Annotated in this window: 13 protein-coding genes and 1 pseudogene; all 14 read left to right on the top strand. The window is 41.1% G+C overall.

Annotated features, from left to right (window positions below):
• The first annotated feature begins 15 nt into the window (after positions 1–15).
• Positions 16–1,209, top strand: coding sequence for a stage II sporulation protein P (gene spoIIP / locus JK635_RS03665; protein ID WP_202652479.1), 1,194 nt, complete (start codon positions 16–18; stop codon positions 1,207–1,209).
• Between the two features lie 18 nt (positions 1,210–1,227).
• Positions 1,228–1,554 (top strand): DUF3679 domain-containing protein, encoded by a 327-nt coding sequence (locus JK635_RS03670; protein WP_202652481.1) that lies wholly within the window; start codon positions 1,228–1,230, stop codon positions 1,552–1,554.
• A 107-nt stretch (positions 1,555–1,661) separates the two neighbouring features.
• Positions 1,662–3,497 carry a translation elongation factor 4 gene (gene lepA / locus JK635_RS03675; RefSeq protein ID WP_202652483.1) on the top strand — a complete coding sequence of 612 codons (1,836 nt, stop codon included), beginning with the start codon at positions 1,662–1,664 and terminating at the stop codon, positions 3,495–3,497.
• A gap of 83 nt (positions 3,498–3,580) precedes the next feature.
• A complete protein-coding gene (gene hemW / locus JK635_RS03680) occupies positions 3,581–4,723 on the top strand; it encodes a radical SAM family heme chaperone HemW (RefSeq protein ID WP_202652485.1) in 1,143 nt (380 codons plus the stop codon).
• A 78-nt stretch (positions 4,724–4,801) separates the two neighbouring features.
• Positions 4,802–5,833 (top strand): heat-inducible transcriptional repressor HrcA, encoded by a 1,032-nt coding sequence (hrcA, locus tag JK635_RS03685; RefSeq protein ID WP_202652487.1) that lies wholly within the window; start codon positions 4,802–4,804, stop codon positions 5,831–5,833.
• Positions 5,834–5,942: 109 nt separating this feature from the next.
• Positions 5,943–6,557 (top strand): nucleotide exchange factor GrpE, encoded by a 615-nt coding sequence (gene grpE, locus JK635_RS03690; RefSeq protein WP_306792902.1) that lies wholly within the window; start codon positions 5,943–5,945, stop codon positions 6,555–6,557.
• Between the two features lie 31 nt (positions 6,558–6,588).
• The gene (gene dnaK / locus JK635_RS03695; RefSeq protein ID WP_202652489.1) at positions 6,589–8,424 is read left to right on the top strand and encodes a molecular chaperone DnaK; all 1,836 of its coding nucleotides are present in this window, start codon (positions 6,589–6,591) and stop codon (positions 8,422–8,424) included.
• Between the two features lie 239 nt (positions 8,425–8,663).
• A complete protein-coding gene (gene dnaJ, locus JK635_RS03700) occupies positions 8,664–9,800 on the top strand; it encodes a molecular chaperone DnaJ (protein WP_202652491.1) in 1,137 nt (378 codons plus the stop codon).
• Between the two features lie 17 nt (positions 9,801–9,817).
• The gene (prmA, locus tag JK635_RS03705) at positions 9,818–10,759 is read left to right on the top strand and encodes a 50S ribosomal protein L11 methyltransferase (protein WP_202652493.1); all 942 of its coding nucleotides are present in this window, start codon (positions 9,818–9,820) and stop codon (positions 10,757–10,759) included.
• A 189-nt stretch (positions 10,760–10,948) separates the two neighbouring features.
• Positions 10,949–11,698, top strand: coding sequence for a 16S rRNA (uracil(1498)-N(3))-methyltransferase (locus JK635_RS03710; RefSeq protein WP_202652495.1), 750 nt, complete (start codon positions 10,949–10,951; stop codon positions 11,696–11,698).
• 9 nt (positions 11,699–11,707) lie between these two features.
• A complete protein-coding gene (gene mtaB, locus JK635_RS03715; protein WP_202652497.1) occupies positions 11,708–13,081 on the top strand; it encodes a tRNA (N(6)-L-threonylcarbamoyladenosine(37)-C(2))-methylthiotransferase MtaB in 1,374 nt (457 codons plus the stop codon).
• Between the two features lie 142 nt (positions 13,082–13,223).
• Positions 13,224–13,397, top strand: a complete 174-nt coding sequence (rpsU, locus tag JK635_RS03720; protein ID WP_202652499.1) for a 30S ribosomal protein S21 — start codon at positions 13,224–13,226, stop codon at positions 13,395–13,397.
• Positions 13,398–13,410: 13 nt separating this feature from the next.
• Positions 13,411–13,857 (top strand): GatB/YqeY domain-containing protein, encoded by a 447-nt coding sequence (locus tag JK635_RS03725; protein WP_202652500.1) that lies wholly within the window; start codon positions 13,411–13,413, stop codon positions 13,855–13,857.
• A gap of 126 nt (positions 13,858–13,983) precedes the next feature.
• Positions 13,984–14,340, top strand: a pseudogene (locus JK635_RS26345) (NfeD family protein); the annotation flags it as partial.
• Positions 14,341–14,354: the final 14 nt, after the last annotated feature.

The raw sequence follows: 14,354 nt of genomic DNA on the forward strand, positions 1-14,354 counted from the left end.
TTGCGGGGTGGGACCATGAAAAGAGCTTCAGGAACATTTGTCTTCGTTAAGGGGACAAGCTTACTAAAAGCCGCTGCAGCGCTGATACTCTTTATGCTATTGATTTTCTCGATTAGCGGCCTGTTAACTTCATTAAAGCCACAATACAGATTAACTTCTGCCTCTGTTAATCAAGCAGCAACTAATGTAAATGGCGAATTGCTTTATCAATTGATGGGCTGGGAAAATCACCATTTCTTATCGGTGAAGCCCAATACATCCGAGCCCAAGTTAACAAATATTGTCTTCAAGCTGGCAAGCAATATTAATTTGGATGATCCAAGAAGTCTGCTTGGTCGGGAATTGCCGGGATTCTTCCAATTTGATGGTCAGATTCTCGTAGCCGGTGAAGGAACCAATTATACAAACATGCCGATGGAGTCGGCACCGCCACTGGAGATTATGAAAGCAGAACGCGAGGCAGCACTGCAGAATTTGGAGGATCTGGAAAAAACGGAAGAGAGAACGCCGATTACTCCGGGACAAACAACCGGTGGGCGGAAAGTGGTTTATCTGTATTTTTCACATAACCGGGAATCCTATCTGCCATATCTTAAAGGGATAAATAATCCGGACTTTGCTTATCATTCGAAAATAAATGTGACAAATATTGGTGATCGATTAAAATCTAGATTTGAAGAACAAGGAATTGGAACATATGTTGATAAAACAGATATACAAGGGAATTTGAATAAAAAAGGCTTGAATTATACTCAATCTTATCTGGAGTCCCGATCAGTTGTTCAAGCTGCAATGGCGGAGAATCGTGACTTACGATATATTATCGATATTCATCGTGATGCAAGCCGTAAACAGGCAACAACGGTCACGATAAACGGAAAATCGTTTGCAAGACTAGCCTTTATTATTGGAGGAAAAAACCCGAATTACGAAAAAAATTATAAACTGGCGGAAGAACTCCATAATCTTCTACAAAAAAAATATAAAGGGTTAAGTAGAGGAGTAATTTTGAAAAAAGGTGCTGGATCTAACGGTGTCTATAATCAAAACATATCTGAAAATGCGATATTAATCGAATTTGGCGGTGTTGATAACACTTTTGAAGAGTTAAATCGCTCAGCTGATGCACTCGCCGATGTGTTTAGTGAGTATTACTGGCAGGCAGAAAAAGTAAATAAGGACATGGAACAGTCGAAAACTAAACAATAGAAGTAAGGGATCGATCATATGAAGATGTTCATGCTAAAAAGTTTTCTATTAGCGGCATTAATGTTTATTGCCGTATTAACGGGGATGGAACTCGCCAATAATGGAATTCACAAAATGAAGGGGTATCATGACCCAAATTTTCAAAATACTATTTCTATTAATGAAGACGACAGAGAATTTAATGCCACATCCATGGGAACAGACACCTCCAGTCATGACATCGAAGCGAAAAAAAAGCAGCTGGAAGAAATAAATGGATTTAATTTCTTTTCTTCAATGGGGAAAAAATTGTCTGGCGGATTGTCTAGTGCTTCGGAAAAATTGATTCAGCTGATAGCGAAGTAAAATAATTGCGGTCTATTCGGTGACCGCTATTTTTATTGAATCTTGCAATTCGTGCTGATATAATCAAAAATAGTTTACGTGTGGCGTGTTTAGTAGGAGTGAACGACATGAATAGAGAAGTACGACTTAAAAGACAATCTAAAATTAGAAATTTTTCAATTATTGCTCATATTGATCATGGAAAATCAACATTGGCAGATCGTATTTTAGAAAAAACAAATGCCCTTTCATCCCGTGAAATGAAAGATCAACTGCTAGATTCGATGGATTTGGAAAGAGAACGGGGCATTACGATCAAATTAAATGCTGTCCAATTAAGCTATAAAGCAAAAGATGGCGAAGAATATATTTTTCACTTAATTGATACCCCTGGGCATGTCGACTTCACCTACGAGGTATCCCGCAGTCTTGCTGCTTGTGAAGGGGCCATTCTCGTAGTCGACGCAGCCCAAGGAATTGAAGCACAAACATTGGCCAATGTATATTTAGCACTTGATAATGATTTGGAAATTTTACCGGTGATTAATAAAATTGATTTACCAAGCGCCGATCCGGAAAGAGTTCGCCATGAAATTGAAGATGTGATTGGCTTGGATGCATCGGAAGCTGTTTTGGCTTCGGCAAAAGCCGGCATTGGAATTGAAGAGATCTTAGAGCAGGTGGTTAAAACCGTACCTGCACCTACAGGAGATCCTGATGCTCCGTTAAAAGCGTTGATTTTCGATTCCTTATACGATGCGTATCGCGGCGTTGTTGCCTATATTCGTGTTGTCGACGGGACGGTCAGGGCCGGAGACAAAATCAAAATGATGGCCACCGGCAAAGAATTTGAAGTAACCGAAGTTGGGGTTCATAATCCAAAAGTGACCCCATGTGATGAACTAACCGTCGGTGATGTCGGTTATTTGACGGCGGCGATCAAACATGTTGGGGATACCCGTGTCGGGGATACGATCACAAATGCCAAAAATGGCGCAACCGAGCCCCTCCCTGGTTACCGCAAGCTCAACCCGATGGTTTATTGCGGGATGTATCCGATTGATACGGCAAAATTTAACGACCTGCGTGAAGCACTTGAAAAGCTGCAGTTAAATGATTCTGCGCTGCAATTTGAACCGGAAACCTCTCAGGCACTTGGTTTTGGCTTCCGCTGTGGCTTCTTAGGGCTGCTTCATATGGAAATTATTCAGGAACGAATCGAGCGGGAATTCAAAATTGACCTCATTACCACGGCACCAAGTGTTATTTATCAAGTTTACATGACGGATGGTACGCTGATTAATGTTGATAACCCGTCTAATATGCCGGAACAGGTAAAAATTGACCGCGTCGAGGAACCGTATGTTAAAGCCACAATGATGTCGCCAAATGACTATGTCGGGGCCATTATGGAGCTTTGCCAGCAAAAACGGGGAAATTTTGTGGATATGCAATATTTGGATGAAAATCGGGTCAGCATCGTCTACGAGATTCCATTAGCTGAAATCGTTTATGATTTCTTTGACCAATTGAAATCAAATACTAGAGGATATGCTTCCTTTGACTACGAGCTGATCGGATATAAACCGTCGAAACTGGTGAAAATGGATATTTTGCTTAACAATGAAAAAGTGGATGCTTTAAGTTTCATTGTTCACAAAGATTTCGCCTATGATCGCGGCAAGATCATTGTTGAAAAATTAAAGGATTTAATTCCGAGACAGCAATTTGAAGTTCCGGTGCAGGCCGCTATCGGGACAAAAATTGTTGCCCGCTCGACAATTAAAGCCATGCGCAAAAACGTTTTGGCGAAATGCTACGGCGGTGACATTTCGCGTAAACGGAAACTGCTGGAGAAACAAAAAGAAGGTAAAAAACGGATGAAGCAGGTAGGCTCTGTTGAAGTACCTCAGGAAGCGTTTATGGCCGTCTTGAAAATGGATGATAACAATGCAAAAAAATAAACAAATGGGAGGTTGGACAAGCATGATTTGGTGTCTAGCCTCTTTTTATTGATTCGAAAAAACCCGCAGGAAAGGTGAAACAGATGATGAAAGCAGCCTATCTTCATATCCCGTTTTGTGAACATATTTGCTATTATTGTGATTTTAACAAGGTATTCTTAAAAGGGCAGCCCGTCGAGGAGTATTTACAAGCATTGGATGAGGAAATGAACATAACGCTTCAGGAGGTTCCAGCTGAGAAATTGGCAACGATATTTGTTGGTGGCGGCACGCCAACGTCATTAAACGAGCAACAGCTTGAGCGTTTTTGCCAGAGTATTAACGATCGTTTGCCAAAAGCAGAGGACAGTGAATTTACCTTTGAGGCCAATCCGGGGGATTTATCAAAGGAAAAACTACAAATATTAAAAGATGCCGGCGTAAATAGAATCAGCTTAGGCGTGCAAACCTTCAATGATGAATTACTGACTAAAATCGGACGTGTTCATCGGGCGAATGATGTTTTTTATACGATAGAAACGATCAAAACGGCTGGCTTTGATAACATTAGTATCGATTTGATGTTTAGTTTGCCGACGCAAACCCTAACAGATTTTAAACAAACATTAAATGCCGCCTTTTCATTAGACCTGCCGCACTATTCTGCCTACTCGTTAATGATTGAGCCTAAGACCGTATTTTATAATTTACAGAGAAAAGGCAAGCTGCCAACACCGGGGGAAGAGATCGAGGCGCAAATGTATGAAATCTTAATGGAGGAAATGGATAAGCATGGGCTCCACCAATACGAAATCAGTAATTTTTCCAAACCGGGTTTTGAAAGCAGACATAATTTAACTTATTGGAATAATGAATCTTATTTTGGTTTTGGTGCTGGGGCACATAGTTATATTGAGGGATTTAGAAGATCTAATTTTGGTCCGCTGAAAAAATATATCGAGTCTCTTCATAATCGTAAGCTGCCAATTTTCGAAACACACCGGGTAACACGTTCGGAACAAATGGAAGAAGAGATGTTTTTGGGATTGCGAAAGACAGCAGGTGTATCCATATCCAAGTTTACTGAAAAATTTGGTCAAGACCCACGACATTTATTTGCCGACGAAATCGCCGATTTAACGAGAAAACAGTGGATTGAAGTGACAGCAGATAATATATATTTAACAAAACAAGGCAGGCTTTTAGGAAATGAAGTTTTCCAAATGTTTTTAGGTGTGTTTGATTGACATCCTTAATACTTTTTTGATAATTTATTAGTATAATTAGCACTCATGTAAGAGGAGTGCTAACAGAGGTGATGAATAATGTTAACCGATCGTCAATTGTTAATTCTTCAGGTGATTGTTGATGACTTTATTCGTTCCGCACAGCCCGTAGGCTCAAGAAGTTTGTCCAAAAAAGAGGGGATATCTCTTAGTTCGGCAACTATACGCAATGAAATGGCCGATTTGGAGGAAATGGGATATATTGAAAAAACCCATACTTCCTCCGGAAGAGTTCCATCCGTTAAAGGATATCGCTATTATGTTGATCATATGCTTTCACCGCAAAGGTTAACTCAGCATGATATTTCCATTATTAAATCCATTTTTGCTGAGAAAATTGTTGAATTTGAAAAGATTATTCAAAGGTCAGCAAGTATCCTTTCTGATTTAACAAACTATACGTCCATCGTTCTCGGACCTGCTGTTAGTGAGAATAAGCTTAAAAGGATTCAAATCATTCCTGTAAACAAGGAAACGGCTGTGGCCATTTTTGTTACAGATACAGGTCATGTTGAGCACAAAATGTTTTCGCTCCCAGCATCCGTGAATCCCGGTGATATTGAAAAAACTGTCAATATTTTAAATGAACGATTAAACGGGGTTCCACTGGAAGAGTTAAACGATAAAATATATAAGGAAGTAGCTGTGCTGTTAAAACAGCATATTCAAAATTATGATTCAATGCTGCATACCTTCGCTCAGCTGTTAAAAATGCCAATTACCGAGAAATTATTCTTTGGCGGTAAGACGAATATGCTAAGTCAGCCGGAATTTCATGATATTGATAAAATACGTGACCTGATGATGATGATTGATCAGGAAGAATGGATTTCAAGTATCATCAGAAATAATGCTAAAGGAATCCATGTGAGAATTGGCAGTGAGAACAATAATAAAATTATGGATGAATGCAGCTTGATTACGGCAACCTATTCCGTCGGTGAAGAAAAGTTAGGAACAATTGCCATCCTTGGTCCTACCAGAATGGAATACTCACGGGTTATTGGTTTACTGCAGTTTCTTAGCAGGGACCTAACAGCCGTGTTGACCAAGCTGTATCAAAATAATTAGCTCTGGTAATATTGAGTAAGGGTGAAATATTCCTTTTTATTTCACTCCTTTTACCCTGAAAAATCACGCTTATTATATTGTTAAATCATTTGAGGGAGGTGAGCAAGTGATGAAAGATAACGGCCAGACAATGAATCAAGAAAATGAAGACGTAAAAAATGAAAATATTGAGATGACTGACGATAAAACTAATCAACAAGTTCTCGAGGAAACGGAAGCTGTTGAAAAAAATACAGCCGAAGAAGTGAATCCGGCTGAGCAGCTGGAAAAGCTCCAGAAAGAAATTGAACAGTTAAACAGCAAGCTGGAGGAAGCGGATAACCGCTACTTACGGCTACAAGCTGATTTTGATAATTTTCGCCGCCGCACACGGTTAGACCAAGAGGCAAGTGAAAAGTATCGAGCCCAAAGTATCGTAACAGATTTACTTTCTGTCTTGGATAATTTTGAACGAGCACTGCAAATAGAAGTTGATAATGAGCAAACAAAATCATTGCTTCAAGGTATGGACATGATTTACCGCGGTCTTTTAGATGCGTTGAAAAAAGAAGGTGTCGAGCCAATTGAAGCTATCGGGAAAGAGTTTGATCCGCACATGCATCATGCGGTTATGCAAGGATCGGATGAAAATTATGGCCCCGGTGTAGTAATCGAGGAGTTTCAAAAAGGCTATGTATTAAAGGATCGGGTAATTCGTCCGTCCATGGTTAAAGTAAATCAGTAACCTACATATTTTTTTCAAGGAGGAAAAGGGAATGAGTAAAATAATTGGTATCGACCTAGGCACAACGAACTCCTGTGTGGCTGTACTTGAAGGCGGCGAACCAAAGGTAATTCCAAACCCGGAAGGAAACCGAACCACTCCATCTGTTGTTGCCTTTAAAAACGGCGAGCGTCAAGTCGGCGAAGTGGCAAAGCGCCAGGCGATAACAAATCCTAATACGGTTATTTCGATTAAACGTCATATGGGTACTACACACAAAGAGGAAATTGAAGGGAAGCAATATACTCCCCAAGAAATATCAGCTATTATTCTTCAGTATTTAAAATCCTATGCCGAGGATTATCTTGGCGAGCCTGTGACGAAAGCAGTTATTACTGTACCAGCATATTTTAACGACGCACAGCGTCAAGCCACAAAGGATGCTGGAAAAATTGCTGGCCTCGAAGTGGAGCGAATCATCAATGAGCCGACGGCAGCTGCACTGGCTTACGGACTTGATAAAACGGATCAAGATCAAACAATCCTTGTTTATGACCTTGGCGGTGGTACATTCGACGTCTCGATCCTTGAACTCGGAGACGGCGTATTTGAAGTAAAAGCAACCGCTGGTGATAACCGTCTTGGCGGTGATGATTTTGACCAAGTGATTATGGATTACCTAGTTGAACAATTTAAAAAGGAAAACGGTATTGACCTTTCACAAGATAAAATGGCTGTCCAACGTCTAAAGGATGCCGCGGAAAAAGCGAAGAAGGATCTGTCAGGTGTGTCTTCAACGCAAATTTCCTTACCGTTTATTACCGCTGGTCCTGCGGGTCCGCTACACCTTGATGTAACATTAACGAGAGCAAAGTTTGATGAACTAACAGCACATTTAGTTGAAAGAACGATGGGTCCGACCCGTCAGGCGTTAAGTGATGCTGGTTTATCACCTTCTGAAATCGATAAAGTCATTCTTGTCGGTGGTTCTACTCGTATTCCAGCCGTACAGGAAGCGATAAAAAAAGCAACCGGAAAAGAACCGCACCGCGGTGTTAACCCAGACGAAGTAGTAGCAATGGGTGCAGCAATCCAAGGCGGGGTTATTACCGGTGATGTTAAGGATGTTGTATTACTTGACGTTACACCGTTATCGCTTGGAATTGAAACAATGGGTGGCGTGTTTACGAAGTTAATTGAACGTAATACCACGATCCCAACTTCAAAATCACAAATTTTCTCAACCGCTGCCGATAATCAAACCGCTGTTGATATCCATGTGCTTCAAGGGGAGCGCCCAATGGCAGCCGATAATAAAACATTAGGACGTTTCCAATTATCGGATATTCCACCGGCACCACGGGGAATTCCACAAATTGAAGTAACTTTTGATATTGATAAAAACGGTATTGTAAATGTTCGGGCCAAAGACCTAGGCACCAACAAAGAACAACAAATTACAATTAAATCTTCCACCGGCCTTTCTGATGAAGAAATTCAAAAGATGGTCAGAGAAGCGGAAGAAAATGCCGAGGCCGATAGGAAGCGTAAAGAAGAAGCTGAGCTTCGCAATGAGGCCGATCAGCTAGTCTTCACAACTGAAAAGACCTTAAAAGAACTTGAAGGTAAAGTAGACGCAGCCGAAGTTGCCAAAGCAAATGAAGCGAAAGATGCATTAAAACAAGCGATTGAGAAAAACGACTTAAACGAAATCCGTGCCAAAAAGGATGCCTTACAGCAAATCGTACAAGATTTAACGGTTAAGCTTTATCAGCAAGCACAGCAACAGGCTGACGCCGGGCAGGGTGCTCAAGATGCAGGAGCAACATCCGGTAAAGATGATAATGTCGTTGATGCCGAATTTGAAGAAGTTAAGGACGACAAATAAGCAGCGGAAATATACAGGCGAAAAAGTCAAAGTCAGACTTCCCGGCTTTGACTTTTTCTTTGGCAAATAGGAAAGATAAACTCAACTAGGCCTCATGAACCGTCCTTAAGTACTTGCCAGTCGGCGAGTTTTCATTTAGGGAAATGCCAATTTAGCATATAGATAATGTATAATTATTGCCTTCTGCTTCTTTAGGGTGTTAAAATAAGCTTTATGTGAAAGATTCGGGAGTGGTAATCATGAGTAAACGGGATTACTATGAGGTGCTTGGCGTCAGCAAAAGTGCCTCAAAGGATGAAATAAAAAAGGCTTATCGCAAGCTATCAAAAAAATATCACCCAGATATTAATAAAGAGCCGGACGCTGCTGAAAAATTTAAAGAAATTACCGAAGCTTATGAGGTTTTAAGTGACGATCAAAAAAGAGCGCAATATGATCAATTTGGGCATACTGATCCGAATCAAGGCTTTGGCGGCTTTGGCGGCGGCGCGGATTTTGGCGGCTTTGGGGGTTTTGAAGACATTTTTAACACATTCTTCGGCGGCGGCACTTCCTCACGCCGGAGGGATCCAAATGCGCCCAGACAAGGAGCAGATCTGCAGTACACGATGACTATTTCTTTCGAGGAAGCGGCATTTGGTAAGGAAACTGATATTGAAATTCCACGCGAAGAAACATGTGAAACTTGTCATGGCTCTGGTGCGAAACCTGGAACCAAGCCGGAAACTTGTAAACATTGCCATGGAACAGGACAAATAAGTGTTGAGCAAAATACACCGTTTGGCAGAATTGTGAATCGCCGGACCTGTCATTACTGTAATGGAACAGGGAAGGAAATTAAACAGAAGTGTCCAACCTGCAGTGGCAGCGGCAAAGTGAAAAAGCGGAAGAAAATCCATGTAAAAATCCCAGCTGGTATCGATGATGGGCAGCAATTAAGAATGGCAGGGCAAGGGGAGGCAGGAATGAACGGCGGACCTGCCGGTGACCTTTATGTTGTTTTCCATGTCCGTCCACATGAATTTTTTGAAAGAGATGGCGATGACATTTACTGTGAGATGCCGATCACATTTGTCCAGGCTTCTCTGGGGGATGAAATTGAGGTACCGACTCTGCATGGTAAAGTGAAATTAAAGATTCCGGCCGGAACACAGACTGGCACCAAATTCCGTTTAAGAGGAAAAGGGGTCCCCAATGTCCGTGGCTACGGTGTTGGCGACCAGCATATCAAAGTTCGGATTATTACACCGACAAAATTAACGGATAAACAGAAGCAACTGCTCCGTGAATTTGCGGAAATTAGCGGTTCTGCTCCACTGGGTGAACATGAGGATAGCTTTTTCTCGAAAGTAAAACGAGCCTTTAAGGGTGAGTAAGGATTGGAGTTGGTAGAATGAAATGGTCGGAAATAAGTATTCATACAACGAATGAAGCGGTCGAGCCGATTTCTAATATCTTGCATGAGGCTGGAGCAAGCGGTGTAGTGATTGAAGATCCTTTCGAGTTGACAAAGGAAAGGGAGGATCAATTCGGCGAAATCTACCAACTTAATCCAGATGATTATCCGGAAGAAGGCGTCATTGTGAAAGCGTATCTGCCGGTTAATAGTTTTTTAGGAGAAACAGTGGAAGCTATTAAGGATTCAATAAATAACCTCATTATTTATGATATTGATATTGGACTAAATAAAGTCACAATCAGTGAAGTAAATGAAGAAGAGTGGGCAACGGCCTGGAAGAAGTACTATAATCCAGTAAAAATTTCTGAAAGATTTACGATTGTTCCGACTTGGGAAATGTATACTCCTGTCAGCAGTGATGAATTAATTATTGAGTTGGACCCGGGTATGGCCTTCGGCACTGGCACTCATCCGACAACTGTGATGTGTATCCAAGCTTTGGAGAGAACCGTCCGTCCCGGAGATCGGGTAATTGACGTTGGAACCGGGTCCGGGGTTTTAAGCATTGCTGCTGCCATGTTGGGAGCAGAGGATATTAGAGCTTTTGATCTTGATGAAGTAGCGGTAACTCAGGCAAGATTAAATATTAAACTGAATAAGGTTAATCATGTTGTTACCGTAAACCAAAATAATCTGCTTGATGGTGTCGAGGAAGATTCAGCAGACTTAATCGTTGCCAACATTTTGGCGGAAGTCATTTTAAGATTTACCGATGATGCGGCGAAAGTCCTTAAGCCGGGAGGAACATTTATTGCTTCAGGCATAATCCAGCCGAAAAAAGACCAAGTCAAAGAAGGATTAATGGCATCGGGCTTTGAAATCACTGAAACCATCTTAATGGAAGATTGGGTTGCATTAATTGCCAAACGAAAATAACTAGTAGATAAAGGGGCCGTTTACAGGGGCCCTTGATTTGTTTTTCCGCATTGACAAGCAGTAAGCTACATAAATCGATAGTAAAAACAATGTGTTTAGATGGTGGATTCTGAAAACCCCGATTGATTGAAGTTTTATTTTATCTTTAGTAAAATAAGGAGAAAAACGTTTTAGAGAGGGGCAGGCAGCGTGCAGCGTTATTTTGTGAAGCATCGGGTAAATGACAATCGCTTTATGATTGAAGGCGATGACCGTCATCATATTGTCAACGTGATGCGGATGCAAACAGGGGATCAAATTGTATGTGTCGATGATGAAGGGAGACAGGCAATCTGCCGGCTTGCAGATATTACCGATGAAATAGTTGCTGCAGACGTTGTACAATGGAAAGAAGGGAATTCGGAGCTTCCGATTTCTGTTACAATCGCGAGCGGACTGCCAAAAGGGGACAAGCTTGAATGGATTATCCAAAAGGGTACGGAACTGGGAGCTCATCAGTTTCTACCGTTTTCTGCTGCCCGCTCGGTGGTCAAATGGGACGAGAAAAAGGCAGCCAAAAAAATTGATCGATGGCACAAAATTGCTAAGGAAGCTGCTGAACAATCCCACCGGACAGTAGTTCCGGAAATTATTAAGCCGATGAGTTTTAACGCAATGCTGGAAAAAAGCAATGAGTTTTCATATAAACTGGCTGCTTACGAAGAGGAAAGCAAAGCTGGTGAAGCCTCCAACTTTTCTACATGTCTTAATCAAATGAAACAAGGGGATTCGCTTCTCTTGGTATTTGGCCCTGAAGGCGGTTTAGCGGATAAAGAGATTGAAAAGCTAAAAAGCAGTGGATTTGTTCTCTGTGGTTTAGGACCGCGGATTTTAAGAACGGAAACAGCGCCATTATATACACTGGCGGCTATTTCCTATCATTTTGAATTATTGAGGTGAGTTTTACTTATGCCAACAGTTGCATTTCATACACTTGGATGTAAGGTTAATCACTATGAGACCGAGGCAATCTGGCAGTTGTTTAAGCAAGAAGGCTACGAACGGGTTGATTTCGAATCGACTTCCGATGTATATGTTATTAATACTTGTACGGTAACGAATACTGGTGATAAAAAAAGCCGTCAAGTGATTCGCCGGGCAGTCCGGAAAAATCCCGATGCCGTTATTTGTGTAACCGGCTGTTATGCGCAAACGTCTCCGGCTGAAATTTTGGCGATCCCAGGTGTGGATGTTGTCGTCGGCACGCAGGACCGGGTTAAAATGCTTCAATATATTGAGCAATATAAAAAAGAGCGCGAGCCGATTAATGGTGTCGCTAATATCATGAAAAACCGCGTTTACGAAGAGCTTGATGTACCTTCATTTACGGATCGGACACGGGCTTCATTAAAGATACAGGAAGGTTGTAACAATTTCTGTACATTCTGCATTATTCCATGGGCCCGTGGTTTGATGAGATCCCGAGATCCAAAAGAAGTCATCAAGCAGGCGCAGCAGCTTGTCGATGCCGGCTATAAGGAAATCGTTTTAACCGGGATTCATACCGGCGGTTATGGCGAGGATATGAAGGATTATAACCTGGCTATGCTTCTTCGCGACATGGAAGCGGGCGTTAAAGGATTGGAAAGGATTCGGATTTCGTCGATTGAAGCGAGCCAAATTACTGATGAAGTAATTGAAGTCATCAAGAATTCCCAACTTGTTGTTCGTCATTTGCATATTCCGATTCAATCAGGCTCTAATACTGTCCTGAAAAGGATGCGTCGTAAATATTCGATGGAGTTTTTTGCTGAACGGTTGGAACGATTAAAAGAAGTGCTTCCAGGCCTGGCAGTTACCTCTGATGTTATCGTTGGTTTTCCTGGAGAAACGGAAGAAGAGTTCATGGAGACCTATAATTTTATTAAAAAGCATAAATTCTCCGAGCTTCATGTCTTCCCATATTCCAAACGAACAGGAACCCCTGCTGCGAGAATGGAAGATCAGGTAGATGAGGAAATTAAGAGTGAGCGGGTCCACCGCTTAATCACCCTTTCCGATCAGTTAGCAAAAGAATATGCCTCTCAATTTGAAGGTGAAGTGCTTGAAGTGATCCCGGAAGAAAAATACAAAGAAGATCCGAATTCGGGCCTTTATGAAGGCTACACCGACAATTACATGAAGGTCGTCTTTCCTGCCAATGAGGATATGATTGGAAAAATCGTAAAGGTGAAAATTACCAAAGCCGGCTATCCATATAATGAAGGACAATTCGTTAAAATAAAGGAAGACCGTGCTTATTTAAAAGATGAAATTTTATCACATAAAGAAGCGGCAATGTAAAAAGCGAGTTGGTTGGATAAAAAATTATTTTGGTTATTGATTGATACATGAATTTCAGTTGACCTTGTTTCAAGGTTATATTATAATTGCAAGGTACATGGATTGATGTAAGTGTGTTGTGTTTCGGAGGGAGGGAAAGAGAATGTCTAAAACAATCGTTCGTAAAAACGAATCGCTTGATGATGCTCTTCGTCGCTTCAAACGTTCTGTATCAAAAACTGGTACTTTGCAAGAGGCAAGAAAGCGCGAATTTTATGAAAAACCAAGTGTAAGACGTAAGAAAAAGTCTGAAGCAGCTAGAAAACGTAAGTATTAAGAGGGTGTATTACATGAGTCTTCTTGAGCGTTTAAATAATGACATGAAACAAGCGATGAAGAATAAGGAAAAAGACAAGCTCTCTGTGATTCGGATGATCAAAGCTTCCATGCAAAATGAAGCGATAAAGCTTGGTGCAAAGGAACTTACCGAAGACCAAGAGTTAACCGTCCTATCTCGCGAACTTAAACAACGCAAAGACTCCCTCCATGAGTTTGATAAAGCAGGTCGCGAAGACCTGGTTGAAAAATTGCGTACAGAAATTTCAATTGTTGAATTGTATATGCCGAAACAGCTTTCTGAAGAAGAAGTTTCTGAACTCGTCAAACAAACAATTATTGAAACTGGCGCAAAATCAAAAGCTGATATGGGAAAAGTGATGTCTGCCATTATGCCCAAGATTAAAGGAAAAGCAGACGGTTCACTTGTTAATAAATTTGTACAACAACACCTTTCATAGTATTCTGACATAAAGGCCACAGTGAGAGAACTGTGGCCTTTTTCCATATTTAATAAATAATTGAAACCAAATTGTTATTTATTCGTATAAATAATAGCGGGCATTGAAGAGGGGGGTGTTGCGCCTATGGCTGAGATTCTTACGGACCCAATTGTAGTAACCTTTCTCTTAACTATTGCGGGAGTTGGGTTTATCGTTCAACTATTTTCGCCGAAGTTTGGATTCGCGGGATTTGCTGGGTTAATAGCACTCGTTATCTTCTTTTTCGGTCATTTTCAAGCAGGATCGGCAGGAATTGGAACATTAACCTTATTTGTTGTTGGTTTATTGTTAATCTTTTCGGAAATATTTCTTCCTGGAGCTGTGGCAGGTACACTGGGGATTGGAGCATTAATTTGCAGCTTTTTTTTGGCTGGTGAAAATCCGTTACAAATGGGTATTTCCATTTTAATTGCCATCATTATTTCAATTATCGTTTTCTTTTTAATGATCAGGGT

This window comes from Neobacillus paridis, assembly GCF_016765675.1.
Taxonomy (GTDB): domain Bacteria; phylum Bacillota; class Bacilli; order Bacillales; family Cytobacillaceae; genus Neobacillus; species Neobacillus paridis.

Coding starts and splice junctions, on each gene's coding strand:
- spoIIP (WP_202652479.1), top strand. CDS start 16: ATGAAAAGAGCTTCAGGAACATTTGTCTTCGTTAAGGGGACAAGCTTA.
- JK635_RS03670 (WP_202652481.1), top strand. CDS start 1,228: ATGAAGATGTTCATGCTAAAAAGTTTTCTATTAGCGGCATTAATGTTT.
- lepA (WP_202652483.1), top strand. CDS start 1,662: ATGAATAGAGAAGTACGACTTAAAAGACAATCTAAAATTAGAAATTTT.
- hemW (WP_202652485.1), top strand. CDS start 3,581: ATGATGAAAGCAGCCTATCTTCATATCCCGTTTTGTGAACATATTTGC.
- hrcA (WP_202652487.1), top strand. CDS start 4,802: ATGTTAACCGATCGTCAATTGTTAATTCTTCAGGTGATTGTTGATGAC.
- grpE (WP_306792902.1), top strand. CDS start 5,943: ATGAAAGATAACGGCCAGACAATGAATCAAGAAAATGAAGACGTAAAA.
- dnaK (WP_202652489.1), top strand. CDS start 6,589: ATGAGTAAAATAATTGGTATCGACCTAGGCACAACGAACTCCTGTGTG.
- dnaJ (WP_202652491.1), top strand. CDS start 8,664: ATGAGTAAACGGGATTACTATGAGGTGCTTGGCGTCAGCAAAAGTGCC.
- prmA (WP_202652493.1), top strand. CDS start 9,818: ATGAAATGGTCGGAAATAAGTATTCATACAACGAATGAAGCGGTCGAG.
- mtaB (WP_202652497.1), top strand. CDS start 11,708: ATGCCAACAGTTGCATTTCATACACTTGGATGTAAGGTTAATCACTAT.
- rpsU (WP_202652499.1), top strand. CDS start 13,224: ATGTCTAAAACAATCGTTCGTAAAAACGAATCGCTTGATGATGCTCTT.
- JK635_RS03725 (WP_202652500.1), top strand. CDS start 13,411: ATGAGTCTTCTTGAGCGTTTAAATAATGACATGAAACAAGCGATGAAG.